General features: G+C 74.4%; 28 protein-coding genes. 16 read left to right on the top strand and 12 right to left on the bottom strand.

Features of this window, described 5'->3' with window-relative positions; genetic code table 11:
• Positions 1–112 precede the first annotated feature (112 nt).
• Positions 113–742: an alpha-ketoglutarate-dependent dioxygenase AlkB gene (locus HL189_RS22060; protein ID WP_369135884.1), complete on the bottom strand. Its 630-nt coding sequence runs from the start codon at positions 740–742 to the stop codon at positions 113–115.
• 69 nt (positions 743–811) lie between these two features.
• Entirely contained in the window at positions 812–3,052 is a 2,241-nt protein-coding gene (locus HL189_RS22055; RefSeq protein ID WP_369135883.1) for an ATP-dependent DNA helicase RecQ, read from the bottom strand.
• A gap of 79 nt (positions 3,053–3,131) precedes the next feature.
• Between HL189_RS22055 and HL189_RS22050 the strand changes: the two genes are divergently transcribed.
• The 5 genes from HL189_RS22050 to HL189_RS22030 all read left to right on the top strand — a co-directional run bounded on the left by HL189_RS22050 (position 3,132) and on the right by HL189_RS22030 (position 7,079).
• Positions 3,132–3,959, top strand: a complete 828-nt coding sequence (locus tag HL189_RS22050; RefSeq protein ID WP_369135882.1) for a PHP domain-containing protein — start codon at positions 3,132–3,134, stop codon at positions 3,957–3,959.
• A 53-nt stretch (positions 3,960–4,012) separates the two neighbouring features.
• On the top strand, positions 4,013–4,456 hold the full coding sequence (locus HL189_RS22045) for a hypothetical protein (RefSeq protein WP_369135881.1): 444 nt from the start codon (positions 4,013–4,015) through the stop codon (positions 4,454–4,456).
• A gap of 70 nt (positions 4,457–4,526) precedes the next feature.
• Entirely contained in the window at positions 4,527–5,480 is a 954-nt protein-coding gene (locus HL189_RS22040) for a carbamate kinase (protein ID WP_369135880.1), read from the top strand.
• 37 nt (positions 5,481–5,517) lie between these two features.
• On the top strand, positions 5,518–6,621 hold the full coding sequence (locus tag HL189_RS22035; RefSeq protein ID WP_369135879.1) for a ring-opening amidohydrolase: 1,104 nt from the start codon (positions 5,518–5,520) through the stop codon (positions 6,619–6,621).
• Between the two features lie 14 nt (positions 6,622–6,635).
• Positions 6,636–7,079: an SRPBCC family protein gene (locus HL189_RS22030; protein ID WP_369135878.1), complete on the top strand. Its 444-nt coding sequence runs from the start codon at positions 6,636–6,638 to the stop codon at positions 7,077–7,079.
• A gap of 18 nt (positions 7,080–7,097) precedes the next feature.
• Here the strand turns inward: HL189_RS22030 and HL189_RS22025 are convergent, their stop codons facing one another.
• Positions 7,098–7,253 (bottom strand): SDR family oxidoreductase, encoded by a 156-nt coding sequence (locus HL189_RS22025; protein ID WP_369135877.1) that lies wholly within the window; start codon positions 7,251–7,253, stop codon positions 7,098–7,100.
• On the bottom strand, positions 7,214–7,900 hold the full coding sequence (locus tag HL189_RS22020; protein ID WP_369135876.1) for an SDR family NAD(P)-dependent oxidoreductase: 687 nt from the start codon (positions 7,898–7,900) through the stop codon (positions 7,214–7,216). The genes HL189_RS22025 and HL189_RS22020 overlap by 40 nt, the downstream gene beginning before the upstream one ends.
• Positions 7,901–8,051: 151 nt before the next feature.
• Here HL189_RS22020 and HL189_RS22015 point away from each other — a divergent pair, with 151 nt between their 5' ends.
• Positions 8,052–8,687 carry a DUF998 domain-containing protein gene (locus HL189_RS22015; protein ID WP_369135875.1) on the top strand — a complete coding sequence of 212 codons (636 nt, stop codon included), beginning with the start codon at positions 8,052–8,054 and terminating at the stop codon, positions 8,685–8,687.
• 21 nt (positions 8,688–8,708) lie between these two features.
• Entirely contained in the window at positions 8,709–8,996 is a 288-nt protein-coding gene (locus HL189_RS22010) for a DUF1905 domain-containing protein (protein WP_369135874.1), read from the top strand.
• Here the strand turns inward: HL189_RS22010 and HL189_RS22005 are convergent.
• Positions 8,987–9,229: a hypothetical protein gene (locus tag HL189_RS22005; protein WP_369135873.1), complete on the bottom strand. Its 243-nt coding sequence runs from the start codon at positions 9,227–9,229 to the stop codon at positions 8,987–8,989. The two genes, HL189_RS22010 and HL189_RS22005, sit on opposite strands and share 10 nt — an antisense overlap.
• 14 nt (positions 9,230–9,243) lie before the next feature.
• The gene (locus HL189_RS22000) at positions 9,244–9,510 is read right to left on the bottom strand and encodes a hypothetical protein (RefSeq protein WP_369135872.1); all 267 of its coding nucleotides are present in this window, start codon (positions 9,508–9,510) and stop codon (positions 9,244–9,246) included.
• 171 nt (positions 9,511–9,681) lie between these two features.
• Between HL189_RS22000 and HL189_RS21995 the strand changes: the two genes are divergently transcribed.
• Positions 9,682–10,575 (top strand): IS982 family transposase, encoded by an 894-nt coding sequence (locus HL189_RS21995; protein WP_369135871.1) that lies wholly within the window; start codon positions 9,682–9,684, stop codon positions 10,573–10,575.
• Between the two features lie 20 nt (positions 10,576–10,595).
• Here HL189_RS21995 and HL189_RS21990 read toward each other — a convergent pair whose 3' ends face one another.
• Positions 10,596–11,999 carry a DUF1116 domain-containing protein gene (locus HL189_RS21990; protein WP_369135870.1) on the bottom strand — a complete coding sequence of 468 codons (1,404 nt, stop codon included), beginning with the start codon at positions 11,997–11,999 and terminating at the stop codon, positions 10,596–10,598.
• Positions 11,992–13,455, bottom strand: coding sequence for an FdrA family protein (locus HL189_RS21985; protein WP_369135869.1), 1,464 nt, complete (start codon positions 13,453–13,455; stop codon positions 11,992–11,994). The genes HL189_RS21990 and HL189_RS21985 overlap by 8 nt, the downstream gene beginning before the upstream one ends.
• A 119-nt stretch (positions 13,456–13,574) precedes the next feature.
• Here HL189_RS21985 and HL189_RS21980 point away from each other — a divergent pair, with 119 nt between their 5' ends.
• The 7 genes from HL189_RS21980 to HL189_RS21950 all read left to right on the top strand — a co-directional run bounded on the left by HL189_RS21980 (position 13,575) and on the right by HL189_RS21950 (position 21,477).
• A complete protein-coding gene (locus HL189_RS21980; protein WP_369135868.1) occupies positions 13,575–14,450 on the top strand; it encodes a xanthine dehydrogenase family protein subunit M in 876 nt (291 codons plus the stop codon).
• Positions 14,447–14,971 (top strand): (2Fe-2S)-binding protein, encoded by a 525-nt coding sequence (locus tag HL189_RS21975; protein WP_369135867.1) that lies wholly within the window; start codon positions 14,447–14,449, stop codon positions 14,969–14,971. The genes HL189_RS21980 and HL189_RS21975 overlap by 4 nt, the downstream gene beginning before the upstream one ends.
• A 79-nt stretch (positions 14,972–15,050) precedes the next feature.
• Entirely contained in the window at positions 15,051–17,462 is a 2,412-nt protein-coding gene (gene cutA, locus HL189_RS21970; protein WP_369135866.1) for an aerobic carbon-monoxide dehydrogenase large subunit, read from the top strand.
• On the top strand, positions 17,459–18,100 hold the full coding sequence (locus HL189_RS21965) for a carbon monoxide dehydrogenase subunit G (RefSeq protein WP_369135865.1): 642 nt from the start codon (positions 17,459–17,461) through the stop codon (positions 18,098–18,100). Before cutA ends, HL189_RS21965 begins: the two co-directional genes overlap by 4 nt.
• A 52-nt stretch (positions 18,101–18,152) precedes the next feature.
• Positions 18,153–19,565 (top strand): amidase family protein, encoded by a 1,413-nt coding sequence (locus HL189_RS21960; RefSeq protein ID WP_369135864.1) that lies wholly within the window; start codon positions 18,153–18,155, stop codon positions 19,563–19,565.
• Positions 19,565–20,167, top strand: coding sequence for a TetR/AcrR family transcriptional regulator (locus tag HL189_RS21955; protein ID WP_369135863.1), 603 nt, complete (start codon positions 19,565–19,567; stop codon positions 20,165–20,167). The genes HL189_RS21960 and HL189_RS21955 overlap by 1 nt, the downstream gene beginning before the upstream one ends.
• Before the next feature lie 86 nt (positions 20,168–20,253).
• Positions 20,254–21,477, top strand: coding sequence for an EAL domain-containing protein (locus tag HL189_RS21950; RefSeq protein ID WP_369135862.1), 1,224 nt, complete (start codon positions 20,254–20,256; stop codon positions 21,475–21,477).
• Here the strand turns inward: HL189_RS21950 and HL189_RS21945 are convergent.
• Entirely contained in the window at positions 21,456–22,202 is a 747-nt protein-coding gene (locus HL189_RS21945) for a hypothetical protein (protein WP_369135861.1), read from the bottom strand. The genes HL189_RS21950 and HL189_RS21945 overlap by 22 nt on opposite strands.
• Positions 22,203–22,588: 386 nt before the next feature.
• Positions 22,589–23,281 (bottom strand): TetR/AcrR family transcriptional regulator, encoded by a 693-nt coding sequence (locus HL189_RS21940; protein WP_369135860.1) that lies wholly within the window; start codon positions 23,279–23,281, stop codon positions 22,589–22,591.
• A 124-nt stretch (positions 23,282–23,405) separates the two neighbouring features.
• On the opposite strand from HL189_RS21940, the gene HL189_RS21935 reads away from it, so the two are divergent.
• Positions 23,406–24,050, top strand: a complete 645-nt coding sequence (locus tag HL189_RS21935; RefSeq protein ID WP_369135859.1) for a DUF4386 domain-containing protein — start codon at positions 23,406–23,408, stop codon at positions 24,048–24,050.
• Positions 24,051–24,064: 14 nt separating this feature from the next.
• On the opposite strand, the gene HL189_RS21930 is transcribed toward HL189_RS21935, so the two are convergent.
• The gene (locus tag HL189_RS21930; RefSeq protein ID WP_369135858.1) at positions 24,065–25,540 is read right to left on the bottom strand and encodes an MFS transporter; all 1,476 of its coding nucleotides are present in this window, start codon (positions 25,538–25,540) and stop codon (positions 24,065–24,067) included.
• A 140-nt stretch (positions 25,541–25,680) separates the two neighbouring features.
• Positions 25,681–26,241, bottom strand: a 561-nt coding sequence (locus HL189_RS21925; protein WP_369135857.1) for an ABC transporter ATP-binding protein, incomplete at its 5' end; no start/stop codon positions are given.

Raw genomic sequence — 26,241 nt, 5'->3', positions numbered from 1 at the left:
ACCCCGCAGGGCCCGGTCCGTTCTCGCTCGGTGCAGGAAGAACAATACACGCCCCCTCCGGCCCCTGCACGCGGGGTCCCCCGGAGCCCCGGTGCAGGGCTCGCGGTCGTTCTCAGGCGACGCCGCGCGGCCGGAACTGGACGCTCACCCGGGGGCCGACGGCCTTGGTGGTCTTGGGGATGCAGTGCTCCCACGTGCGCTGGCACGACCCGCCCATCACCACCAGGTCACCGTGGCCCAGCGGGAAACGCAGGCTCTCGCCACCCCCGACGGGGCGGAGCAGCAGCGGGCGTGGGGAGCCGAAGCTGACGATGGCCACCATCGTGTCCTCGCTCCGGCTGCGGCCGATGCGGTCACCGTGCCAGGCGACGCTGTCTCGGCCGTCCCGGTACAGGCACATGCCGGCGGTCACGAAGGGCTCGCCGAGCCCCGGGCCGTAGTGGGCGTTCAGCGCCGCGCGGGCCCCGGTCAGCAAGGGGTGGGGCAGCGTCTCCCCTCCCCCGTACCACCGGAGCAGCCGGGGGACGGCCACCTCACGCTCGTACATCTGCCGCCGGTCGGCCCGCCAGCCGATGTCGCCCAGCAGGACGTCGAGGACCGCGTCGGAGCCCTCCACCCAGCCGGGCAGGTGGTCGACCCAGGCGCCGTCACGCAGTTGATGCCGGACGACGCGGCCGGCGAGCGGAGCGAGCGCCGGTTCCGAGGCGACGTCCCACATGGACGGCTGGTGCGCGAGCGACATGCGAGCACGCTACTCCAGGTTTCGCACACCTGTTCGAAAACCTGTGGACAACGGTGGAACCGTCCCGGCTCAGGCGGACAGGGCGAGGACGAAGGGCAGCACCGACCCGGCGCCCGCCAGCCGGAGCTCCCGGCCGGCCACCGTGACCGTCCACCGGGAGTCGGCGAGGTCGTCGACGAGCAGCACCGGCGCGCCCCCCAGGGCCTCGAGGTGGGAGCGGAGCTCCGCCCCCACGACGATCCGTTGCCACACCCCGGCCAGCCGGAAGGCGCTGTTGCCCCCCGGCCCTCCGGTCGGTCCGCCGTGCGCCAGGTCGAGGGCGCCCAGGTAGGGCAGCCGGCCGAGCCGGGCGAGCCCCTCGGCCACGCCGGTGACCAGGGTGGGGCGCCGGCGCGAGGGCATCGCGACCACGGCGCCCGGTCGCTGCGCCCACTCCCAGGCACCGAGCACGCGCGCACAGGCCTTGAGGAGCTCCTCGTCCGGCGGGGCGTCGCTGGCGGAGCCGGGCCGGATGACCCGGTGGGTCACGTCGAACGCGGCGTCCGGGTCCTCCTCGAGCGGTGGGGCCTCGACGTCCTCGGCCAGGGTGGCGACGCCGCCGACACCGTCGTCCCCGAGCAGGCTGCGGAGGCGCTGCCCCCAGCCCAGGTCGGTGAGCCGGGCGACGGCCCGGCCGGGCTCCACCTGCTCCGACGGCGCGATCTTGCCCTTGACCTGGACCCCGAGCCGGTCGACACCGGTCGGCCACTGCGCCCGCGGCGCGAGCTCCACGCCGGGGCGGTCCAGTCGGGCCGAGGCCGCCTCCGTGGCACCGGCGGGCACGTCGGTGGCGTACCACGGGCCGGCGCACACGTCGCACCGACCGCAGGGGGCGGCGGTCGGGTCGTCGAGCGCCTCCTGCAGGAAGGCCATCCGGCACCGGGCGGACCCGACCGGCTTGGCGTAGGCCAGCATCGACCGCTGCTCGGCCTCCCGGGTGGCGGTCACCCGCGAGTAGCGCTCCGCGTCGTACACCCACGGGACGCCGGTGGACCGCCACCCACCCTGGACCCGCTCGACGGCCCCGTCGACGGCGAGCACCTTGAGCAGGAGCTCCAGCCGGGAGCGGCGGACGTCGGCGACCGTCTCCAGCCGGGCGACCGACCACGCCCTGCCGTCGGCCATCGCGGTCAGCACCGCGGCGGCGTGGTCCTCCCGCGGCATGGAGGAGGTGGCGAACCACTGCCAGATCGCGAGGTCCTCCGGCCCGGGCAGCAGCAGCACATCGGCGTGCTCGACCGCGCGACCGGCGCGACCGACCTGCTGGTAGTAGCTGACCGGGGACGACGGGGCGCCCAGGTGCACGACGAAGCCCAGGTCCGGCTTGTCGAAGCCCATGCCGAGGGCGGAGGTCGCGACCAGCGCCTTCACCCGGTTCTCCCGCAGCGCCTCCTCGGCGTCCTTGCGGTCGGCGTCGTCGAGCCGGCCGGTGTAGGCGCGCACCTCGTGGCCGGCGTCGCGCAGCAGGGCGGCGGTCTCCTCGGCCGCGGCGACGGTCAGCGTGTAGACGATCCCGCTGCCCGGCAGCTCCTCCAGGTGCGCGGCGAGCCAGGCCAGGCGGGCGCGGTCGGTGTCGAGCCGGAGCACGCCCAGCCGCAGCGAGTCCCGGGCCAGGGGACCGCGGACCGTGGTGACCTCGACCCCACCGGCCCCGAGCTGCTCGGCGACGTCGGCGACCACGCGTTCGTTGGCCGTCGCCGTGGTGGCCAGCACCGGCGTGCCGGACGTCAGCTGGCCCAGGAGGTCGCGGATGCGGCGGTAGTCGGGCCGGAAGTCGTGCCCCCAGTCGGAGACGCAGTGCGCCTCGTCGACGACCAGGAGCCCGCAGCGGGAGACCAGCGCCGGCAGCTGCTCGTCGCGGAACCGCGGGTTGGTGAGCCGCTCGGGCGAGACCAGCAGCACGTCGACGTCGTCGCCGGCCAGCCGGGCGTTGATGTCGTCCCACTCGGTGACGTTCGAGCTGGAGATCTCCACCGCCTTGATGCCGGCGCGGGACGCGGCGGCGACCTGGTCGCGCATCAGCGCGAGCAGGGGGCTCACCAGGAGGGTGGGGCCGGCACCGCGGCGGCGCAGCAGCGCGGTGGAGACGAAGTAGACGGCGGACTTGCCCCAGCCGGTGCGCTGCACGACCAGCGCCCGCTGCTGCCGCTCCACCAGCGCGGCGACGGCGGCGTCCTGCCCCTCGCGGAAGACGGCGTCGGCGCGGCCGGTGAGCTCGCGCAGCACCCCCAGTGCTTCGTCGGCCAGGTCCGTGGCAACAGGGGCGCTCATGCCCACGACCGTAGGCGGAGGCACCGACATCGCCGACCCGGCGTGCAGTGACTGTGGACGGGCGGTTGGATGAGCAGCGATGCTGCCGCCGGACAACCACGTGCACTCGGAGTTCTCGTGGGACACCGGGCCCCGGGCCTCCCTGCTGCGCGCCTGCCAGCGGGCGGTCGAGGTGGGCCTGCCCGCCATCTCGTTCACCGAGCACCTCGACTTCACGGTGTGGGGCGCCGACGACCGGGCGACCACCGACGGCCTGACCGACCGGTTCCCGGCCAACCAGCTGCCGATCGACGTCGACCTGTACGCGGAGACCATCTGGGAGGCCCGGCAGCGGTTCCCCGGGCTGCGGGTGTGGTCCGGGGTCGAGGCCGGCGAGCCGCACATGTTCGGCGGCAGCGTGGCGGCGCACCTGGACCGCGCGCCGGTCGACCGCATCCTCGGCTCGCTGCACTCGCTGCCGGTCGAGGGGCGGCTCATCGGGGTGAACCGGCTGCTGCACGCGCCCGGCATCGACGTGATCGCCACGATGCGGCGGTACCTGACCGAGATGGTCACGATGATCGACAGCAGCGACGTCTTCCAGGTGCTCGCGCACTGCGACTACCCGCGCCGCTACTGGCCCGGCGGGCGCGACGCCTATCCGGAGGCCCTGTTCGAGGAGGAGTACCGGGCGGTCTTCCGGGCGCTGGCCGGCGGTGGCCGGGCGCTGGAGGTGAACACGACCAGTCCCCTGTGGTCGGTGGAGCTGCTCCGCTGGTACCGCGAGGAGGGCGGGGACGCGGTGAGCTTCGGCAGCGACGCGCACCAGCCGCACCTCGTGGGGCAGCGCTTCGACCTGGCCGTCGACGTCGTCGAGCAGGCCGGATACCGGCCGGGACGCGACCGCTTCGACTTCTGGCGTCGATAGGTCGACAGGACCCGGTCACGACCGCGCCGGGGACTGCCGAGAACGACGACGTGATGGGACAGGCTCTCTTCGACGGCACCTTCTCCACCGAAGCGGTGGCGGCTGCGGGCCACGCCGTGGTCGACCGGCTGCACGCCGAGGCGATGGCGACGATCGCCTCCCTGGCCGAGAACTGGGACACCCCGGTCGCGGACACCCCGGCGGTCGAGGGCGACGCACCCGTGGCCTTCGAGAACCCGGCGACCTGGTCGGCCGAGGACGAGGACGACGACGAGATCCGGGTGCTGCAGGCCTTCGAGCTGCCCGCCCTGCTCGCCCGGCCGCGGTCGGCCACCCCGATCGCCACCCCGATCGCGACGCCGGCCCTGCTGCCGGCCGAGGACGAGGCGCCGGCCGAGGACGAGGCCCTCGAGCTCGAGACCGTCGACGCCGTCGACACCGACCAGTTCGCCGTCCCGGCCCGGACGCAGGGCGACCGACGGCCCGTCGCCGCCTGAGGAAGGACCCCGTCCGCAGGGGCGGGGTCGAGTACTCCACCGCTGGGGAACTCGTCGCTAGGGTCGCGCGATGACCGTCCCGCAGCGCGTGGTCGTCGCCCTCGGCGGCAACGCGATGACGGGCCCGGACGGCTCGGCGACGCCGCGTGCCCAGCGCGAGGCGATCGCCGTCGCGGCCCGCCACGTCGCCGCCGTCGTCGGCCTCGGCGTGGCGGTCGTGGTCACCCACGGCAACGGCCCCCAGGTCGGGAACCTGCTGGTCAAGAACGAGCTGGCGGCGCACGTGGTCCCGCCGGTGCCGCTGGACTGGAACGTCGCGCAGACCCAGGCCACCATCGGGTTCACCCTCGCCGACGAGCTGGACGCCGCTCTCGCCGCCGGCGGTCTCCCGCACCGGACCGCGGCCCTGGTCACCCGCACGCTGGTCGACCCCGACGACCCGGGGTTCGCCACCCCCAGCAAGCCGGTCGGCCGCCACCTCCCCCGCGAGGAGGCGCAGCGGTTCCTCGACCTGGGGCAGGACTGGGAGGACCGCGGTGCGCGCGGCTGGCGGCGGGTCGTCGCGTCACCGGAGCCGAGGTCGGTGGTGGACGCGCCGGCCATCCACGCCCTGGTCGACGCCGGCTTCGTCGTCGTCTGCGCCGGCGGCGGGGGCATCCCCGTGGTGGACGACGACGTCGCCGGGCGCGCGCTGCGCGGCGTCGAGGCGGTCATCGACAAGGACCTGACCGCGGCGCTGCTGGCCAGGGAGGTCGCCGCCGACACCCTGGTCATCGCGACCGACGTCCCGCAGGTCCAGGTCGGCTTCGGGACGCCGTCGGCGCGGCCGCTGCAGCGGGTGTCAGCCGGCGAGATGCGCGCGCACGCGGCGGCGGGCCAGTTCGCCCGCGGCAGCATGGGGCCGAAGGTCGAGGCCGCCCTCCGGTTCGTCGAGGGCGGCGGCCGCCGCGCGGTGATCACCACCCTCGAGCACATCTCCGACGCCGTCCGGGACGACGACGTCGGCACCGTCGTCACCCCCTGACCCCCTGACGTCAGCCAGCCACACGAGAGGACGCCGCATGCCCGCACCGATCGAGGTCCGCAAGGTCCCCCTGCACCACGTCAGTGACGCCTCGGAGCTGGCGGAGCTCATCGACGACGGCGTCCTGGCCGCCGACCGGGTGGTCGCCGTCATCGGCAAGACCGAGGGGAACGGCGGCGTCAACGACTACACCCGGATCATCGCCGACCGGGCGTTCCGCGAGGTGCTGCTGGAGAAGGGCTCGCGCAGCAAGGAGGAGGTCGGTCAGGTCCCGATCGTGTGGTCCGGCGGCACGGACGGCGTGCTCAGCCCGCACGCGACGATCTTCGCCACGCTGCCCGAGGACGCGGTGGAGAGGACCGACGAGCCCCGGCTGACCGTCGGGTACGCGATGAGCGACGTCCTGCTGCCCGAGGACATCGGCCGGATCTCCATGGTCGAGAAGGTCGCCGAGGGCGTGCAGCGGGCGATGGAGGCCGCCGGGATCACCGACCCGGCCGACGTCCACTACGTGCAGACCAAGACCCCGCTGCTCACGAGCGAGACCATCCGCGACGCGAAGGCCCGCGGCAAGGACACCTACTACGACGAACCGCACGGCTCGATGGACCTGTCCAACGCGACGACCGCGCTGGGGATCGCGGTGGCGCTGGGCGAGATCGCGCTGCCGGCGCAGGAGCAGGTCATGCGCGACCTGTCGCTGTACAGCGCGGTGGCCTCCTGCTCGTCCGGGGTGGAGCTGGACCGGGCGCAGATCGTGCTGGTCGGCAACGCCCGCGGGCACGGCGGCGACTACCGCATCGGCCACGCGGTGATGACCGACGCGCTGGACACCGACGGCATCTGGAACGCCATCCGGAACGCCGGCCTGGACCTGCCCGAGCGGCCGCACCCGAGCGACCTCGACGACCGCCTGGTCAACGTCTTCCTGAAGTGCGAGGCGGACCCGAGCGGCCACGTCCGCGGGCGGCGCAACGCGATGCTCGACGACTCGGACGTCTTCTGGCACCGGCAGATCAAGGCCGCCGTCGGCGGGGTCGCCGCCTCGGTGACCGGTGACCCGGCGGTGTTCGTGTCGGTGGCCGCGGTGCACCAGGGCCCGTCCGGTGGCGGCCCGGTCGCGGCGATCGTCAAGGCCTGAGGGCCGGACCTGCCATGACCGTCGACGTCGTGACCGAGGCCGTCCTCGACCTCCCCCCGGAGGTCGTGGCCGGCTACGCCGCCGACCCCTCGAACGCGCCGGAGTGGTACCGGAACATCGACTCCGTCACCTGGGAGACCCCACCTCCGCTGGCCCGGGGCTCCCAGGTGACGTTCGTCGCCACGTTCCTCGGCCGCCGGCTGACCTACACCTACGAGGTCACCGAGTGGCTGCCCGGCGCCCGGCTGGTGATGCGCACCGCGCAGGGCCCGTTCCCGATGGAGACGACCTACACGTGGGAGCCGGCCGGCACCGGCACCCGGATGACGCTGTGCAACCGCGGGGAGCCCAGCGGATTCGCCCGGGTCGCCACCCCGGTCCTCACCGCGGCCATGCGCCGGGCGAACCGCGCCGACCTGGAGCAGCTCCGGTCGGTGCTGCAGCGCCGGGGCGGGTGAGCGCCGGCGTCGGGGCGGCTAGGGCAAGATCGCGTCGACGTAGCCGCCGTCCACGCGCAGCGCACCACCGGTGGTCGCCGAGGCCAGCGGTGAGGCGAGGTAGACGCACATGTTCGCGATCTCCTCGGGCTCGATCAGCCGCTGCAGCAGCGACTGCGTCCGGTGCAGGCGCATGAACTCGCGCTGGCCTCGTCCCAGGGCAGGTCGGCGCCGACCAGGGAGCGCACGAACTCCTGCACGCCGCCGGTGTGCGTCGGGCCGGCGATCACCGAGTTCACCGTGACCCCGGACCCGGCGGCCTCCTTCGCGAAGCCACGGGCGACGGCCAGCAGCGCCGTCTTCGTCATGCCGTAGTGGATCATCTCGGCCGGGATCGCCACGGCCGAGTCGCTGGCGATGTACTGGATGCGTCCCCAGCCGCGCTCGCGCATGCCGGGCAGGTACGCCCGGGTCAGCCGGACGGCGGTCAGCACGTTGGTCTCGAAGTAGCGGCGCCACTCGTCGTCGGTGATCTCCAGCGCGGGCCGCGCCCCGAAGATGCCCAGGTTGTTGACCAGCACGTCGACGTCCGGCACCTGCTCGAGCAGCTGCGCCGTCCCCTCGTCGGTGGTGACGTCGCCGGCGACGGGGGTGACCTCGCCGGGCAGGCCGGCGGCGGCCGCGTCGAGCGTGGCGGCGTCCCGGCCGGTGAGGACGACGGACGCCCCGGCCCGCGCCAGGCCCGCCGCGATCGCCAGGCCGATGCCCTGTGACGAGCCGGTGACCAGGGCCCGCTTCCCGCTGAGGTCGATCTGCACGGTCAGCACCAAGTCGCGCGGCAACGGCACTGTTCCGGGCCCGCCGATGAGTTCTCCTCCCGCGGCCGGTCCCCGCTCTCGAACGGTCCCCCACCTCCAGGAGCACCCCGATGACGGCCACCGCCGCCACCCGCCCGGCCGAGGGCACCGGCAGCCCTTCGACCGCCCGGCCGCGGTGACGCGCTCCCTGCTCGGCTACGGCCCGCTGGCCGGGGCGCTGTACCTCGCCTCCGGGCTCACCCAGGCGCTGACCCGGGACGGGTTCGACCTGACCCGGCACGACCTCAGCCTGCTCGCCAACGGCCCCCTCGGCTGGATCCAGGTCACCACCCTGGTGCTCAGCGGGCTGATGACGGTCGCCGCCGCGGGAGGTGTGCGCCGGGCGCTGGGCGGCACCTGGGGACCGGGGTTGCTCGCCGGCTACGGGCTGGCGCTGGTCGCCGCGGGCGTGTTCGTCGCCGACCCGATGGACGGGTTCCCGGTGGGCACGCCGGCCGGCCCGCCCGCGGAGGTCAGCACCGCCGGGTTGCTGCACATGGCGGCGGGTGGACTCGGGTTCGGCTGCCTGGTCGCCGCGGCCCTCGTGCTGGCGCGGCGTTTCGCCCGGGAGGGACGCCGGTCGTGGGCCGTCGGCTCGCGGGCGACCGCGGCGGTCGTGCTGCTCGGGTTCCTGGGCGTCGCGTCGGGCTCCACGTCGTCGCTGGCCGTGCTGGGGCTGTGGATCGGCGTCGTCACCGGGTGGACGTGGCTGGGCGCCGTGTCGGTGCACCTCTACCGGCGCACGCCGCACCCGACGCGCGTCCGTGCCTGACCGTCGATGGAGGAGGTCGTGATGTCCACGCTCGACGAGCGGTTCACCGCTCGACTGCTCAAGAGCCCGGCCGAGGGCGGCTGGACCTACCTGGTGTGGCCGGGCTCAGCCGCGTTCTTCGGCACCCGGGGCCTGGTGAAGGTGCGCGGCACGATCGACGGACACCCGTTCCGGAGCTCCTTCATGGCCCTGGGCGACGGCACGCACAAGCTGCCGGTCAAGGCCGAGGTCCGTGACGCGATCGGCAAGCAGGCCGGGGACACGGTCGAGGTCCACCTGACCGAACGGGTCACCGCTGCTCACTCGTAGCCGGCCGCGCCCAGCAGCAGCTCCGCGGCGAACCGCCAGGCGGCCGGGTCGGCGGTGAAGAGGTCCGACTCGCCCAGCGCCAGGCCGTCGCGGATCCAGACCTGCAGCTGCTCGAGGAACTCGTCGAGGGTGAGGTCCTCGACGTCGTCGTCCCTGCGGAGGCGCGCGACGAAGTCGGCGAAGGACTCCGCGTCCTGCACCCGGTCGATCCCGTCGGCGGTCAGCTCACTCATGGCGGTCCCCTGGCTCAGCGCTCGTCCGGCGCCTTGCCGGCGTGGTCGACCAGGTCCGCGGCGCTCTCCACCTGCCCGTGCATCCGCGCGCAGGAGGCGCAGCAGAAGTAGGTGCCGTCGGCCTCGACGCCGTGCCCGACCACCTTCACGCCGCAGTGCTCGCAGACCGGCGCGAGGGCGTGGATCGCGCACTCGAAGCTGTCGTACACGTGCACCGCCCCGGCGGCGTGCACCTCGAAGCTGAGCCGGTAGTCGTTGCCGCAGATCTCGCACTGGGCCATCGCCGTCCCCTTCCGTGTCGCGGACGCGGGCGGACTACCCCCGGGCGCCCCGCGGTAACGGTCCACCTCCCGGGGCAGGAGTGGCCATCTCAGCCCTAGACGAGTAAGTCCGAACGGCCCGGCTGAGTCACAGGCCTGTAGTTCGGGACGGAGGGTGTTCAGGCTCTGCTTGTGACGACAGACCTCAACACCCTCCTGACCGCACTCTACGTCCGGATCGACGACTATCTGGCTGGCCGCGTGCGCGCCGGTCGCCGCCCGCGGCTGACCGATGCCGAGCTGCTCACCCTGGCCGTGGCCCAGGTCTTGCTCGGGGTGCGCTCCGAGGCCCGCTGGCTGCGGCTGGTCCCTGCCGCGCTGCCCGGCGCGTTTCCCTATCTGCCCGGCCAGTCCGGCTACAACAAGCGGCTGCGCGGCGCGCTGCCCCAGCTCAAGCGGCTGATCCGGATGCTGGCCGAAGACACCGACCTATGGAGCGATCCAGTCTGGCTGGTCGACTCCACCCCGATCGAATGCGCCCGCTCCCGGCCCACCGTGCTGCGCTCGGACCTGGCCGGCATCGCCGGCTACAGCTTCTGCTCCAGCCACTCTCGCTGGTTCTGGGGGCTGCGGCTGCACCTGATCTGCACCCCGGCCGGGCTGCCGATCACCTGGGCGCTGGCCGACCCGAAGCTCGACGAGCGGCAGGTGCTCATGTGCGTCCTCGACGCCGATGCCGAGCTGCTCGCCGACCGCCCCGGCCTGCTGCTGCTCGCGGACAAGGGCTACGTCTCCCACGAGCTGGACGACTACCTGCACGCCCGAGGCGTCGCGTTGCTGCGCCCCTCCTACCGCAACCGCGCACCCCGGCCCGGCCAGCACCTGCTCGCCCCGATCCGCCAACTGATCGAGTCCGTTTACGACACCCTCAAAGGCCAGCTCGACCTGGAACTGCACGGCGGGCGCAGCCTCACCGGCGTCACCGCCCGCATCGCCCAGCGCCTGCTCGCCCTCACCGCCGCCATCTGGCACAACCGCGCCACGGGCCAGCCGATCACCCGATCCCTGATCGCCTACGACCACTGATCGGCTTCAGACTTACTCGTCTAGGAGGTGGCGCGGGACTCCGCGGCGAGCGCGGCCAAGGCCTGCTCGAAGCACTCCTGCGGTGGCTGCACCAGCCCGGCGCCGACCTGCCCGGTGCCCGCCACCCGCCCGGCCATCCCGGTGTTGATCTGCGGCAGCCAGCCGGTGCGGGCGACGGCGAGGACGTCGATGCCGGTCGGCGCACCGCGGAACCCGAGCACCGGGATCTGCATCGCCGGGTTCTCGGCCAGGGTCAGCTGGTACATCCGCTCGGTGGTCGCCAGCGCGTCGGGCACCGTGCCCCCGACGAACCGGACGATCGCCGGGGCCGCCGCCATGGAGAACCCGCCGACGCCGTAGGTCTCCATGATCGCGGAGTCGCCGATGTCGGGGTTGGCGTCCTCGGGGCCGAAGCCGCCGAGGAACAGCCCGACCGGGGTGTTGGCCGGCGCGGTGAACCAGCGGTCGCCGGTGCCGGCGGTCCGGATGCCGAACTCGGTGCCGTTGCGGGACATCACGGTGACCATCGACGAGCCGGGGACGTCGCGGGCAGCGTCCATCGCGAGCTTCGCCGTCGGCATGCCGAGGTTGAGGTAGAAGTGCTCGTTGCCGCCGATGAACCGCAGTGCGTCGGCGACGTCGGCCGAGGGGGCGTCGACCGCGACGATCGCCGGGGCGAGGTCGCGCAGGGTCATCAGCGAGCCGGCCCGGTTGCGGTTGTGCCCCTCGTCGCCCATCTGCAGCATCTGGGCGAGCACGGCCTTGACGTCCATCGGCTCGGGCCGGGACCGCACCGCCGTCGACAGCAGCGGGCCGAGGACGTCGCGCATCCAGGCCAGCCGGGTCAGCACCTCCTCGTTGAAGGCACCCATCCGGAGCACCTTGCCCAGGCCCTCGTTGAGGTTGCAGTACGCCCGGCCGCCGGAGACCGGGTCCTCCAGGCACCACGTCCACATCGACGGGCTGGTCACCCCGGCCATCGGGCCGACCGCGCGGTGGTGGTGGCACGGGTCGAGCGCGATCTCCCCGGCGGCCAGGACCCGCTCGGCCTCCTCGACGGTGGCGGCCCAGCCCTCGAACAGGCAGGCGCCGACCAGCGCGCCGCGCATGGGCCCGGACGCGGCCTCCCAGCTCAGCGGCGGACCGGCGTGCAGCAGCGTGCGCTCGTCGACGTCGAGCACCTCCCGGGCGGGCCGGACGTCCACCAGCACCGACCCAGCGGCGAGCACCCGCTCGACCGCCGTCCGGTTGGCCGTCGCGCGGCGCGGGTCGAGGGAGAGCTGTGCCAGGTCCGTCGGGCTCCCGAAGGCCGGGGGCCGCCAGTCGACGTCGGTCACGTCGGCCCCTTGCGCGCGCAGGGCCGCCGAGAACACCTCGACCCCGGCCGCGGCGATCGCCGGCGGCGCCGACAGCAGCTCACTCATCGCGCGATCCGATCAGCTCGAGGGCGTGCCGGGTGGCCTGGGCGTTGCTGGCGAACACCGCGGCGCCGGCCTCGGCGAGGGCGTCGGCCTGCCGGGACCAGCCCTGCGGGTCGGCCTCGGTGCCGACGAGCGCGACCACGGCCGGCAGGCCGGCGGCCTGCAGCGCCGGAGCCAGGGCGGCGGCCGGATCGGGGTCGGCGCCGTGGCCGAGGACGACGTCGAGCAGCAGCACGGCGGGCTCCCCGCTCCCCGCGAGCGCCGCGATCGCCTCCAGCCGCAGCGTCGGGTCGATCATCGGATGGGCGCGGCCGACGGTGAGCGCGTCGTCGCCGAAGTCGATCACCACGTGCCCGAGCGCCCGCAGGTCGGTGCCGAGGTCCAGCTCCGGCCGCAGCGGGGTGTTGGACCGGACGTCGCCGACCACGGGCGCGGCCAGCAGCATCGCCTCGTCGGCGAGGGTGCCGCCGGAGTAGAAGCCCTTGAGCACCGCGCCGGGCGGCACGGCGTCGGCGGCGTGCGGCCGGGACGGCCACGCGGGGACGGCGACCCCCAGGTCGGCCAGGAGCGCCTCGACCGCCGCGGTGAGGTCCGGCTGCCCGGGACCCAGGACGGCGGACCGGACCGGCACCGCGAGCCGCGCCGCCGCGTCGGCCACCCGTTCGGCGACCGCCGGCGCCGGCGGCTTGGACACCAGCAGCACCCGCTCGGTGCCCGGGTCCCCGGCCAGCGCCGCCAGGGCGTCGAGGGTCCCCAGCCCGCCGACCGCCTCGGACAGGTCGCGGCCGCCGACGCCCAGCACGTGCGAGACGCCGACCCCGGCCGCGTCGAGCAGGCAGCTGACCTGCTGGGCGCCGGTGCCGCTGGCCGCGACCAGGCCCACCGGCCCGCGGCGGACGACGTTGGCGAAGCCCAGCGCCAGGCCGGAGACGATGGCCGTTCCGCAGTCGGGGCCCATGACCAGGACGCCGGCGTCGTGCGCGGCCCGCTTGAGCGCGACCTCCTGCTCGACCGGCACGCCGTCGCTGAAGACCAGGACCGACCGGCCGGCCGCGACGGCGTCGGCGGCCTCGAGGGCGGCGTAGGGGCCGGGCACGCTGACGACCGCCAGCGCGGGGTGCGCCGCGCCGGCGAGAGCCGCGCCGACCGTGCGACAGGGGACCTCGTGCGCGCGGCCGGTGCTCTCCCGGGCGGCGAGCGCGGCCTCCACCGCGGCGACCGCGGCGGCCAGGGCGTCGTCGTCCGTGGCGCGCAGGGCGACCAGCAGCTGGTCGGGTGCGGCCTCGCCGTCGGGGGCCAGTCCCATGCCGGCGGCCAGCTCGAGGTTGAGCGGCGTGGCCATGGCGACCAGCACGGCGGAGACGTCCCCCCGCGCACCGGTGTCCCGGCTGACCTGCATCAGCCGCACGGAGTCGGCGTAGACGCCGCTGCGCAGGGAGACGTGCGTCCGACCGCTCACCCGGCGGGACGCTAGCCGCGGTCGGCCCAGCGGTGAAGGACTTCCGCGACCCCGACCCCGGTGACAGAGTGACGCCTTCCACACGCCGGCCGCTGCACGTCGGGAGGTGACCGCACCCGGTGAAGCCCGCCCCGTTCGGCTATGCCGACCCGACGTCCGTCGCCGAGGTGCTGGACGTGCTGGCCACCGAGGGCGACGGCGCCAAGGTCCTCGCCGGTGGGCAGTCGCTGATCCCGCTGCTGTCGATGCGGCTGGCCGCGCCGACCACGCTGGTGGACATCAACCGGGTGCCCGGGCTGGACCGGGTCTCCGCCGCACCGGACGGCGTCCGGGTGGGCGCGCTCGTCCGGCACGCGCACCTGCTGGCGTCCGCCGAGGCGGCCGCCGTCCAGCCGCTGCTGGGCCGGGCCACGGCGCGGGTCGCGCACCCGGCGATCCGCAACCGCGGGACGACTGTCGGGTCGATCGTGCACGCGGACCCGTCCGGGGAGATGACCGCGGTCCTGGCGGTGACGGACGGATCCGTCACGGTCGCCCGCGGGGACGGCTCCGCACCGGTCGGCTGGCGGGACCTCTTCGTCGGGCCGCTGGAGACCTCGCTGCACGGGGCGGCCGTCGTCGTCGACGCTTTCTTCCCCGCGCTCGCGCCGCGTTCGGGGACGGCGTTCGCCGAGGTCGCCCGGCGCAAGGGCGACTACGCGGTCTGCGGCGCCGCCGTCGTCGTCACGCTCGACGAGGACCGCCGGGTCGCCGCCGCCCGCGCGGCCTACCTGTCCGTCGGCGCGGTGCCCGAGGTGCACGACCTGACCGACGCGGTCGGCGGCAAGCCGGTCGACAGCGCCGACTGGGCGGCGGCCGGCGAGCTGGCCCGCGGCCTGGTCGACCCGGACGGCGACCTGCACGCCAGCGCCGACTACCGCCGGTTGCTGGTCGGCACGCTGACCGCGCGGACCCTCGCCGAGGCGGCCGCCGAGGCCGAGCGGAGGACGCCGTGACCCCGGGGACCGACACCGAACGGACCATCTCCGTCGTGGTCAACGGTGTGCCACGTGAGGCGACGGTGCCGGTGCGCCGGCTGCTGTCCGACGTGCTGCGCTCCGACCTCGGGCTGACCGGCACGCACGTCGGCTGCGAGCACGGGGTGTGCGGGGCGTGCACCGTGCTGCTCGACGGGCAGCCGACCCGGTCGTGCCTGGTGCTCGGCGTGCAGGCCGACGGGCACCGGGTGACCACCGTGGAGGGTTTGTCCCGGTCCGACCACCGGGGCGGGCAGGTGCTGCACCCGGTGCAGGAGGCGTTCCGGGAGTGCCACGCGCTGCAGTGCGGCTTCTGCACGCCCGGCTTCCTGACCACCATCGCCGCGGGGCTCGACGCCCGCGACGCGACGCAGCCGATCACCGACGCGGAGGTCGACGAGCTGGTCGGCGGGAACCTGTGCCGCTGCACCGGCTACGCGAACATCAGGAAGGCCTGCCGGCACGCCGCCGAGGCCATGCGCCAGGCGGCGACCCGATGACCCCTGCGGACTTCCGGGCGGTGATGGCCGCCCCTCCGGGCGGCCAGCACCGCCCGAATGGCCGGATGCGGGGGCGGGCGTGACCACGAAGTACTTCGGGGAGCCGGTCCGGCGGCGGGAGGACGCGCGGCTCGTCGTCGGCAAGGGGCGCTACCTCGACGACATCGGCGCCGACGCCTACGCGGCCGCGTTCGTCCGCAGCCCGCACGCGCACGCCCGGGTGGTGGACATCGACGTCGGCCCGGCGCTGGACGTCGAGGGGCTGCTGGCCGTCTACACCTACGAGGACCTCACCGGGCCGATGGCCGAGCCGCTGCCGGTGCTCATCCCGCACCCCCAGCTCACGCACGCGCGCACCGGGTACCCGCTGGTCAGGGACGTCGCCCGGCACGTGGGCGAGCCGATCGTGATGGTGGTGGCCACCGACCGGTACGTGGCCGAGGACGCCTGCGACAGGATCGCGATCACCTACGAGGAGCTCCCCGTGGTGGTCGGCGTCGACGCGGCGGAGGCGGCCCGGGCGCTCGTGCACGACGACGTCCCTGGCAACGTCGCCGCCCGGCACCACCAGGAGACCGGCGACGTGGAGGCGGCACTGGCGGCCAGCGCGCACACGCTGAGCTTCACCCAGTACGTCGAGCGCAGCGCCTCCATGCCGATGGAGGGCAAGGGCGTGCACGCCCGGTGGGACGACGCCGACTCCTCGCTGCGCGTCTACTCCAGCACCCAGGCGTCCACGTCGGTGCGCGCGGCGATCGCGGCGAAGCTCGAGCTGTCGCTGGAGAAGGTCGAGGTCGTCGCCCCGGACGTGGGCGGCGGGTTCGGCGTGAAGATCGTGCACCCGTGGCCGGAGGAGCTGCTGGTGCCGATGGCCGCCCGGCTGCTCGGCCACCCGGTGAAGTGGGTGGAGGACCGACGCGAGCACTTCGTCTCCAGCGCGCACGAGCGGCAGCAGCGGCAGGAGATCACCGTCGGGTACGACGACGACGGGCGGATCACGGCGCTCGACGTCCACGTCTGGCACGACAACGGCGCGTACACGCCCTACGGGATCATCGTGCCGATCAACACGGCCACCCAGCTGCTCGGGCCCTACGGCATCCCCGTCTACCGGGCGCGGGTCGACAGCGTCTACACGAACACCGTCGTCGTCACGCCGTACCGCGGGGCCGGGCGGCCGCAGGGCTGCTTCGCGATGGAGCGGACGATGGACCGGATCGCCCAGGAGCGCGGGCTGGACCGGGCCGAGGTGCGGCTGCGGAACCTCATCCAGCCCGACCAGTTCCCCTACGACTGGGGGCTGACCTTCCAGGACGGCCGGCCGCTGGTCTACGACTCCGGCGACTACCCGGCGATGATGGCCAAGCTCCTGGCGCTGGTCGACTGGGCCGGCTTCCCCGCCCGCCGGGCCGAGGCCGAGGCGCGGGGCAGGCTGCTGGGCATCGGCGTGGCGCCGTACGTGGAGGGCACCGGGCCGGGGCCGTACGAGGGCGCCCACGTGCAGGTGCTGGGCAGCGGCAAGGTCCTGGTGTCCACCGGCCTGACCTCGCAGGGCCAGGGGCACGAGACGGTGTTCGCGCAGCTGGTCGCCTCCGAGCTCGGCGTGCCGATGGAGGACGTCGAGGTCACCACCGGCGACACCCGGCGGTTCGGGTACGCGGTGGGCACGTTCGCCTCCCGGGCGGCGGTGGTCAGCGGCAACGCGGTGGCGCTGGCCGCCCGGGGCGTCAAGGAGAAGGCGCTGCGGATCGCCGCCGACGTGCTGGAGGCGTCCCCGGAGGACCTGGAGATCGCCGACGGCCTGGTCGGGGTCAGGGGGACGCCGGGCGCCACGATCCCGTTGCGCACCGTCGCCGTCCTGTCCAACCCGCTGCGGTACGCCTTCGACGAGGCCGCGCGGCAGGCCACCCAGTTCGCCGGCACCAGCGACGACTCCAAGCCGCCGGTCGCCCCCGGGGACGCCCCCGGGCTGGAGCACACCGACTACTACTCCCCCGTGCGCTCGACGTTCGCCTCCGGAGCGCACGCCGCCGTGGTCGAGATCGACCCGCTCACCTGGGAGATCGAGGTGGTGCGGTACGCGGTGGTGCACGACTGCGGAACCGTGGTGAACCCGATGATCGTCGAGGGCCAGGTGCACGGCGGGGTCGCGCAGGGCGTGGGCGGCGCGCTGTACGAGCGGATGGCCTACGACCGGGACGGGCAGCTGCTCAACGCCTCGTTCATGGACTTCCTGATGCCGTACGCCAGCGAGGTGCCGCCGGTGGACATCGACCACCAGTCGACGCCCTCGCCGCTGAACGCGCTGGGCATCAAGGGCGCCGGCGAGGCCGGGGTGATCCCCGGGTCCGCGGCGATCGCCTCGGCGATCGAGGACGCGGTGGGACGGCGGATCGCGGCGATGCCGATCTCCCCGTCGGAGCTGTACGACCTGGTGCGCTCACCGGACACGGAGCGCGTGACCAACTCGGCGACGGGAGTGCCCGCATGAACCTGGACGGCGCAGCGGTCCTCCCGGCGTCGCCGGAGCAGGTGTGGTCGGTGATCACCGACCCGGCGGTGCTGCAGCGGGCGATCCCCGGGTGCGAGTCGCTGGTCCAGGTCGGCGAGGACAGCTACACGATCGTCGTCTCGGCCGGGGTGGGCGCGGTGCGGGGGAAGTACGCGGGTGAGGTGCGGCTGGCCGACCTGTCGTTCCCGAAGGCGTTCGTGCTGCACGCGTCGGGCTCCGGCGGCCCGGGGTCGGTGCGGGCGACGGTGCAGATCGGGCTGGAGCGGGTCGAGGCCGGCACCGAGCTGACCTGGACGGCGGACGCCGTGGTCGGCGGGGCGGTGGCGGGCGTGGGCCAGCGGATGATCACCGGCGTCGCCAAGCGGATGGCCGGCCAGTTCTTCACCGCCGTCGAGCAGGAGCTGGCGGCCCCCGCGCCCAACGTGGTCGCCCGGGTCGAGCCCGAGGGCGTTCCCGCGGGAGCGTCCCCGGCGGCCGTCCCCGTCGCCCAGGTGCCCACCTCGACGGCCGGCTGGCTGCCCGCCGAGGCGCGGCCCCTGCTCGTCGGCGCCGCCGGCGGCGGCCTGCTCACCCTGCTCGGCGTAGCCGTCGGCTGGCTCCTCGGCCGCCGCCGCTGAGACCACGCGCGAACCCGTTGCCAAAAGCGATCGGGTCATTCACTGTTCGGCCATGCTGATCGGTGCGCAGGAGTACCGCCGGTGGGACGCGGTCGAGATGGCCGGCCTGGTGCGGCGGGGGGAGGTGTCCGCCGCCGACCTGGCCGAGACGGCGTGCGCCCTCATCGACGAGCACCGGGCGCTGAACGCCGTCGCCGACATGGCCGAGGACCTGCCGGCCGGTCCGCCCGCCGAGGGCCCCCTCGCGGGGGTCCCGTTCGCGGTCAAGGAGCTGCTCGCCTGGCCCGGCCTGCCCTGGACGCTGGGCTCCCGGCTGATGGCCGCCAACCCGGCTCCCGGCCTCTCGCCGTACACCGCCCGGATCAGGGCCGCCGGACTGACCGTGCTCTGCTCCACCACCAGCTCCGAGTTCGGGCTGCTGGGCAGCACCGAGTCGGCCCTCCGCGGGCCCACGCTCAACCCGTGGGGTGCGGGGCTCTCCGCCGGGGGGTCGTCCGGTGGCTCGGCGTCCCTGGTCGCCGCCGGCATCGTGCCCATGGCCCACGGCAACGACGCGGGCGGCTCGCTGCGCGTGCCCGCCGCGCTGACCGGCCTGTTCGGCTTCAAGCCGTCGAACCGGCGCCCCGCGCCCACCGGTCCGGACCTGCCGGGCCTGCCGGCGCTGCTCGTCGAGCACTGCATCAGCCGGAGCGTGCGGGACAGCGCCCACTTCCTGGCCGCCACCGAGCGCGCCGGACCGGGCGCCGTCCACCCCCCGGTGGGGCTGGTCACCGGCCCGGACGCCACGCGGCTCCGGATCGGGGTGCTGACCCGGACCCTGACCGGGCGCGAGCCCGAGGACGCCGTGGCCCGGGAGGTGGCGCGCGCGGCCGAGCTGTGCGCGTCCCTGGGGCACTCCGTCGAGGCGGCGGAGGTCCCGGCCGTGGACGGCTACGGGCTGAGTCGCGGCTTCTTCACCGCCGCCGCGGTCACCATGTCCTCGGTCGCGGAGACGGTGGCGGGGACGCTCGGCCGCGCCCCGGGACCGGAGGAGCTCGAGCCGTTCACCCTCGAGCTCATCGAGTGGGGGGCGACGCTGGGCCCGGCGGCCCGGGCCGACGCGGAACAGGCCTTCCGCGACGCCGCCCGGGTCTACCTGGGCCTGTTCGACCGGCACGACGTGGTGCTCAGTCCCACCCTGGCCCGCACGAGCTGGCCGTTGGGCCACCTCTCCCCCGCCGCCGGCCGGGAGACGCTGATCCGGCGCACCGAGGAGGCCGTCGGCTACACCCCGGTGCACAACGCCGCCGGCTGCCCCGGCATGTCGGTCCCGCTGGGCTCCTGCGACGGGCTGCCGATCGGGATCCACGTCGCGGCGGCGCCCGGTGCCGACCGGCTCCTGCTCGCCCTGGCCCACGAGCTGGAGGCGGCGGCCCCGTGGGCGGACCGGGTGCCCGACACCGGCTGGCTGGACGGGCAGCGCTGATGGCCCAGGTCCTCAAGGACGCCGTCCGGTCCCGCATCCGGGACGCCGCGCTGCGGTGCTTCGCCGACCAGGGCTACGCGGGCACCTCGATGGCCGGCATCGCCGCCGCCGCGGGGACCGCTCCGGCCAACGTCTACCGGTACTTCGCCTCCAAGGAGGCGCTGTTCGCCGCGGTCGTGCCCGCCGAGCTGGCCGTCCGCCACGACGAGCTGCTGGACGCCCGGATCGCGGCGCTCGCGGACGGCGGCCGGGACGGCTCCCCCGCGGCGGAGCTGCTGGACTTCTGGCTCGCCCACCGCCTGGCCGTCAGCGTGCTGCTCGACCGCGCCGAGGGCACCCCCGTCGCCGGCTACCCCGCCGCCTTCGTCCGGCGGCTCGTCGACCATGTCGAGCGGGCCCTGCCCGCCCGCCCGGACCCGGCGCACCACGACCTCCTCCACCTGGTCTTCGACAACACCCGCCGGGCGATCGCCCGGATCCTGGCCACCGCGACGGACGACGACCACGCCCGCGTCCTGATCACCGGCTTCTGGAGCTACCAGGTCCCGGGACTGGACGGCCTCATCGCCCACCTCGGGCGCTCGGGCCACCCCGGCGGGTGAGGGGAGCAGGAACGAGGCACCGCGGACCTGTAGCGCGCAACCGGACCTGCCGATGGTCCTCCCCGGGTAACCATCGAGGAGGACACGTGCGCAGACAGCGCTCCGCGGCCGAGCAGCAGATCGCCGGCCTGCTGCAGACCGCTCGCAGGTCGCTCGGCATGAGCGTGGCGTTCCTCAGCCGCATGGACGGGACCACCCAGCACCTCGAGGTCGTCGACTCCGCGATCCCGGTGGTGTTCTCCGACGGCATCACCCAGGTGCAGGAGACCACCTTCTGCCAGCTCGTCCTGGACGGCAGGCTGCCAGCGGTCATGCCCGACATGCGGACGTCCCCGCTCGCGATGAGCCTGCCCGTCGCCCGGATCCCCCGGATCCGCAGCTACGTGACCACCCCGGTCCGGCTCAGCGACGGCTCCGTCTACGGCACCCTCTGCGCCTTCGGGTTCACCTCGGACCCCGAGCTGACCAGCCGCGACAAGGCACTGATGGACGTCCTGGCCTCGGCTGCCGCGGTCGTCATCGAGCCCGGGCTGCGCGAGCGGCAGCAGCGCGCCGAGATCGAGCACCGCCTCGACCCGGTCCTGGCGCAGGGCGGGCCGGCCGTCGTCCTCCAGCCCATCGTCGACCTCAGCACCGGCGAGCGGCGCGGCGCCGAGGCGCTCAGCCGCTTCCCCGCCGGGTGGGGCCTGACGTCGGACGTCGTCTTCGCGCAGGCGCACGGCGTCGGCCTCGGCGACCACCTCGAGCTGCTCGCGCTGCGGCGCGCCGCGGACCACCTGGCCGCCGTGACCGGCTACGTGTCGATGAACGTCTCCCCCGCCAGCCTGCTGACGCCCGGGTGCCTGGACCTGCTGGCCGGCCTGCCGCTGCCGCGGGTGGTGCTGGAGCTGTCCGAGCACGACCAGGTCGAGGACTACGCCGCCCTGCGGACCGCGCTGGACCCGCTGCGCGCCCGCGGCCTGCGGCTGGCCGTCGACGACGTCGGCGCCGGGTTCAGCAGCCTGCGGCACATCGTGGTGACCGCTCCGGACATGATCAAGATGGACCGCAGCATCGTCACGGACGTCGACACCGACCCGGTCCTGGCCAAGCTGGCCCGCGCGCTGGTCGAGTTCGCGCACGGCATCGGCGTCCGGGTCGTCGCCGAGGGCGTGGAGACGGCGGCCGAGCACGCGATGCTCCGCGCGCTGGGCGTGGACGACGGGCAGGGCTGGCACTTCGGCCGCCCCGGCTCCGCCGACCTGCTCTGGGACGCTCCCGCCGCCGTTCCAGGGGCGGCGCTGCCCGCTCAGATGCAGGAGTGGTTGTAGTCCAGGTCCGTGGTGAACTGGGTCATCTCGATGACCCCGCCCGGCGTGAGCGGTGCCAGCCCGCAGTCGGCCTGGGCGCCCTCGAGGGTGTTGCCGGTGGGGCGCCAGTTGGACAGGCCGTTCAGGCTGCTGGTGGAGCTCACCCCGTCCCCGACGATCAGGTTCCACTGGTACCTCGTCGAGTACAGCCCCACGCCGCGGGAGCCGATCGAGGTGAAGTACTCCGTCATCCCCTCCAGCACGGCGGCGTTCCTGGTGTGGCCACCGGGGCCGTAGTCCCAGCTGTTGGCCACCTCGACGTCCAGCCACCACATGTACTGCTCGGGGTTGCTGATCCCGCTCGTGGTGGCGTCGTCGTGGGCTCGCTCCCAGCCGTACTGGTAGGCACACGGCCGGGAGTTCGAGCCGTCGCAGTCGCCGTAGCGGTTCGAGCCGGACTGCGGCCACGAGCCGGCACCCGCCGGGTTGGCCGTGTTGACGTACAGCTGGACGTCGTCGTGCACGGTGCCACCGGTCGACTGCGCCGCCCAGGCCAGCTGCTCGGCCAGGCAGGGATTCGTCGTGGTGGGCTTGCCGTTGTTCACGCCGACGATGGCGAACGACTGCCCGGTCGGCAGGGACCTGCCGCACTGCGGGTAGGACACGTCCATTCCCAGCAACGGGGCAGCCTGGGCGGCGGTGGACCACGACAGGGCCAGCGCGGGGACCGCGAGGAACACCGTCACGGCCCGCTGCACCCACCGTCGGCGTCCGGCGTCCGGTGGGGTTGCCGGTGCCCGTCGCCGCGCGGAGGCGCGCGATCGGCGGTGGCGGGGTGTGCTCAGCACGCTCATCGACGTCCTTGCTGGTCTTCGGCAATCCGGACGGACGCCACCCTGGCGAGGCCGTCCCGAGACTGTCAACGGAACGCCGTCGTCCGCCGCGCTCCGCACCCACCCGGCCGACCGGCGTCCAGCACCCCGTCCGCCCAGGTCAGCGAGCTGTTCCGGAGGCGCGGAGCGGGTCGGGCGACAGCGACGTGCGCGGGGGTCAGGTGGGACGCAGCGTCCCTGCACGGTGACTCACCGACGCACGGGGACGACGCGCCGCCGACCACCGACGTCGGACGAGGTCATGCCCCCGGCCCGGCGGAGCTCCAGCCCGCCGTGCGGAGTCGTTCGAACCCGTCGAGCAGCAGGTCGAGCGCGAACTCGAACTCGAACTGCTCGTCGCAGCCGGCGCGGGCCGGATCGGCCTGGGTCGCGGCCGTGGCGATCTCCACCACGTGCGGGTACCGCTGCACGAACTCGGCCACCAGCGCTTCCTGCTCCGCCGGGCTCAGCGGCTCCCCGCGCGGCGGCTCCTCGAACAGCTCGGGGCTGAAGCCCCAGATCCGGTTGCCCAGCGCGTGCATCACGTGGTGGGTCAGGTCGACGCTGAAGCCACCGGCGCGGAACATCCCGGCCAGCGCGTCCATGTGGGCGAGAACGGTCGGCGTCCGGCGGGTCCGCGACTCGATCGCCCTGCGCGCCCAGGCGTGCCGCAGCACCGCACGGCGGGCGGACAGGACGCGCGCCCGGACCCCGTCCTGCCACCCCAGCGCCGGGTCGGCGGGCTCGATCTCGCCGAGGACGACGTCGACCATGCCGTCGAGCAGGTCGTCCTTGCTCGCGACGTGCTTGTACAGCGCCATCGGGACGACGCCGAGCTCGTGCGCGAGCCGCCGCATGCTCACCGCCTCGACACCCACCTCGTCGGCGAGCCGGACGGCGGCGGCCAGCACACGGTCCCGGCTCAGCGGGGTCCGGCGGGTCCGTTCGGCCACTGCCGCAACCTACCTCGTTGACAGGTGTACGACGTACACCTACTGTCTCGCCCTGTTGGTGTACGCCGTACACCTGGAACGGGAGGGCAAAGTCATGCGGTCGACAAGAGCCACGGTCACGGGGGTGTTCTTCCTCGTCGCGGCGGTGGCCGCGGTCATCGGACTGGCGCTGTACCAGCCCGCGCTGAGCGATCCCGGGTACGTGCTGAGCGGCGGCCCGGACGGGCAGGTGCTGCTCGGCGGGTTCCTCGAGGTGCTGCTGGCCGCCTCCTGCATCGGGACCGCCGTGACCGTGTACCCCGCCGTCCGCCGGGAGGAGGAGAGCCTGGCGCTGGGTTACGTCTGCGGCCGGCTGCTGGAGGCCGCCGTCATCGTCGTGGGCATCGTCGCCACCCTGTCCCTGGTGACCCTGCGGCAGGCCCCGGCCGACGACGGGCTGGTCGCGGTCGCCCGGGGCCTCGTCGCGGTGCACGACTGGACGTTCCTCGTCGGCCCGGGCCTGGTCATCGGCGTCAACAGCCTGCTGCTGGCCACCCTGGTGCACCGCTCCGGACTGGTGCCGCGCTGGATCGCCCGGCTGGGGCTGGTCGGCGGTCCGCTGGTGTTCGCGTCCTCCACCGCCGTGCTGTTCGGCCTGTACTCCCAGACCTCGGTGGTCGCCGGACTGGCCGCGCTGCCGGTCGCCGCCTGGGAGATGACCCTCGCCGTCTTCCTCATCGCCCGCGGCTTCCGCGCTCCGGCAGCCGACCCGGAGCTGGTCGCGGCCTGAGGGCGCTCAGCGCGCTACTCGGAGTCCTTGCCCACCAGGGTGCCGCCGGCGACCAGGGCCGCCTCGGGGTGCCGGTACTCGACGTCCGGCTCGGCGTGCGTCCGCAGGTCACGGGGCACCCCGGGGATGAGCAGCGCGGCGAGCGCCGCGAGCAGCATCGCGCCGGCGAGCAGGAGGAAGCCGAGGACGTAGCCGCCCTCGGTGGGCAGCCCGGCCGGCCCGGCGGAGGCGGTGATCACCAACGCGATGACGGCGGCGCCGATCGCCCCGCCGACCGTCCGGATGTTGGCGTTCATCCCGCTGGCCACCCCGGTCTGGTGCGGCGGCACGGCGGCGACCACGAGGTTCGACATCGCGGCGAAGACCAGGCCGAACCCGGCGCCGATCACCGCGGAGCTCGCGTAGATCTCCCACTTCTGCTCGTGCACCAGCGCGAACAGCAGGTATCCCAGGCCGCCCACCAGCACGCCGGCGACCAGCGACGCCTTGGACCCGACCCGCGCGGCGATCCGCCCGGCCAGCAGGCCGAGGACGAACGAGGTGACCGTCTGCGGCAGGTTCATCAGCCCCGACTCGGTCACCGAGGCGCCGAACCCGTACCCGGCCGACGACGGCGTCTGGACGAACTGCGGCAGGAACGCGAACGCCGCGTACATCGCCACCCCGACCAGCAGGGCGACCAGGTTGTTGGCCCACACCGCCCGGACCCGCATCATCCGCATGTCCACCAGCGGGTGGGTCGCCCGCGACTCGACGACCACCCAGCCGGCGGCCAGCACGACGGCGACCGCCAGCAGCAGGAGCACGCGCGGCGAGCCCCAGCCCCACGACGGCGCCTGCGAGACCGGCAGCAGCAAGGCCACCAGCCAGCCGGCCAGCAGCATTGCGGCCGCCCAGTTGATCCGCCCCTCGGTGCGCACCGGCGACTCGGGCACCAGGAAGACGGCCGCGACCGTGGCGACCGCCAGGACGATCAGCGGCAGCCAGAACAGCCAGGTGTGGTCCAGGACGTCGACGATCGGGCCGGCCAGCACCAGCCCGGCGCCCGCCCCCACGGCGATCATCGCGGAGATCGTGCCGATCGCCCCGGCGATCCGGTGCTTCGGCAGCTCGTCGCGGATGATCCCGAACGCCAGCGGGAGCATGCCGCCGCCCACGCCCTGGACGACCCGGGCGACGATCATCACGGCCAGGTCCTCGGCCAGCGCCGCCACCAGGCAGCCGACCGCGAGCGCCACCAGGGCGACGACGAACATCCGCTTCTTGCCGGTCATGTCCCCGAGCCGGCCCATGATCGGGGTGAAGATCGACGCCGACAGCAGGTAGGCGGTCATGATCCAGGTGACGTCCGCCTGGTTCGTGTGCAGCTCGACCTGGAGCGTGGGCAGCACCGGGGTCACCAGCGACTGCAGCAGCCCGAACGCGACCACCCCCGTCGCCAGGACGGCGAAGGTGACGTCGTGGTGCGCGCGCCGCTCGGCAGTGCTCATGCAGGTGGACCGTCCCCGTGTTCGCCGCAGGCTGAGGTTGCTCAGCTCAACCAGCAGCAACCGTAGCCCGCCGCCGAGGTCTTCCCACTGCCGTCGAGGTCACCCCGGCACGCCGCGCGCGCCGGTCCGGGCCGGGGTCCTCAGCTGGGCAGCCGCTCCCCGGTGCTGGCGGAGAACACGTGCTCCTCACCGGTGCGGATGGCCAGGTCGACCTCCGCACCGGCCTGCGGGGGACGGCGGGCGTCGACCCGGGCCACGATCTGCTTGGTGTCACCACCGTGCAGGTGCTCGGCGACCTCCCGGTCCAGCAGCGAGGCGTAGACGTAGGCGTCCGAGCCGAGCTCCTCCACCAGGTCGACGCGGGCCCGGAACCCCTGCCCGTCGCCGGACAGCTGCAGCGACTCGGGCCGGAAGCCGAGGGTGACGGTGGTGTCCGAGCCGGTGGCCGCGAGCGTCTCGGCCGACAGCGGCACGGTGAGGTCCCCCAGCCGCGCGCCGCCGTCGGCGAGCGGCACCTCGGCGAGGTTCATCGCGGGGGAGCCGATGAAGCCGGCGACGAAGGCGTTGCGCGGCCGGTCGTAGAGCTCGCGGGGGGTGCCGACCTGCTGCAGGAGGCCGTCCTTGAGCACGGCGACCCGGTCGCCCATGGTCATCGCCTCGACCTGGTCGTGGGTGACGTAGACCGTGGTGATCCCCAGCCG

Source organism: Modestobacter sp. I12A-02662 (assembly GCF_041028325.1).
Taxonomy (GTDB): Bacteria; Actinomycetota; Actinomycetes; order Mycobacteriales; family Geodermatophilaceae; genus Modestobacter.
The sequence above is the reverse complement of the archived record's forward strand: the minus strand, read 5'-3'. Positions and strand labels throughout refer to the sequence as shown.

Bases quoted from the DNA above. Each gene is read 5' to 3' on its own strand.
- HL189_RS22000 (WP_369135872.1), bottom strand. From the start codon at position 9,510: ATGGCCCAGTGCGAGATCTGCGGCAACGACTACCGGCTCAGCTTCGAG.
- HL189_RS21930 (WP_369135858.1), bottom strand. From the start codon at position 25,540: ATGAGCACTGCCGAGCGGCGCGCGCACCACGACGTCACCTTCGCCGTC.
- HL189_RS21960 (WP_369135864.1), top strand. From the start codon at position 18,153: ATGCTGATCGGTGCGCAGGAGTACCGCCGGTGGGACGCGGTCGAGATG.
- HL189_RS21965 (WP_369135865.1), top strand. From the start codon at position 17,459: ATGAACCTGGACGGCGCAGCGGTCCTCCCGGCGTCGCCGGAGCAGGTG.
- HL189_RS22045 (WP_369135881.1), top strand. From the start codon at position 4,013: ATGGGACAGGCTCTCTTCGACGGCACCTTCTCCACCGAAGCGGTGGCG.
- HL189_RS22030 (WP_369135878.1), top strand. From the start codon at position 6,636: ATGACCGTCGACGTCGTGACCGAGGCCGTCCTCGACCTCCCCCCGGAG.
- HL189_RS22060 (WP_369135884.1), bottom strand. From the start codon at position 742: ATGTCGCTCGCGCACCAGCCGTCCATGTGGGACGTCGCCTCGGAACCG.
- HL189_RS22050 (WP_369135882.1), top strand. From the start codon at position 3,132: ATGCTGCCGCCGGACAACCACGTGCACTCGGAGTTCTCGTGGGACACC.
- HL189_RS22055 (WP_369135883.1), bottom strand. From the start codon at position 3,052: ATGAGCGCCCCTGTTGCCACGGACCTGGCCGACGAAGCACTGGGGGTG.
- HL189_RS22025 (WP_369135877.1), bottom strand. From the start codon at position 7,253: ATGCGCCTGCACCGGACGCAGTCGCTGCTGCAGCGGCTGATCGAGCCC.
- HL189_RS21955 (WP_369135863.1), top strand. From the start codon at position 19,565: ATGGCCCAGGTCCTCAAGGACGCCGTCCGGTCCCGCATCCGGGACGCC.
- HL189_RS21990 (WP_369135870.1), bottom strand. From the start codon at position 11,999: ATGAGTGAGCTGCTGTCGGCGCCGCCGGCGATCGCCGCGGCCGGGGTC.
- HL189_RS22035 (WP_369135879.1), top strand. From the start codon at position 5,518: ATGCCCGCACCGATCGAGGTCCGCAAGGTCCCCCTGCACCACGTCAGT.
- HL189_RS22010 (WP_369135874.1), top strand. From the start codon at position 8,709: ATGTCCACGCTCGACGAGCGGTTCACCGCTCGACTGCTCAAGAGCCCG.
- HL189_RS22040 (WP_369135880.1), top strand. From the start codon at position 4,527: ATGACCGTCCCGCAGCGCGTGGTCGTCGCCCTCGGCGGCAACGCGATG.
- HL189_RS22005 (WP_369135873.1), bottom strand. From the start codon at position 9,229: ATGAGTGAGCTGACCGCCGACGGGATCGACCGGGTGCAGGACGCGGAG.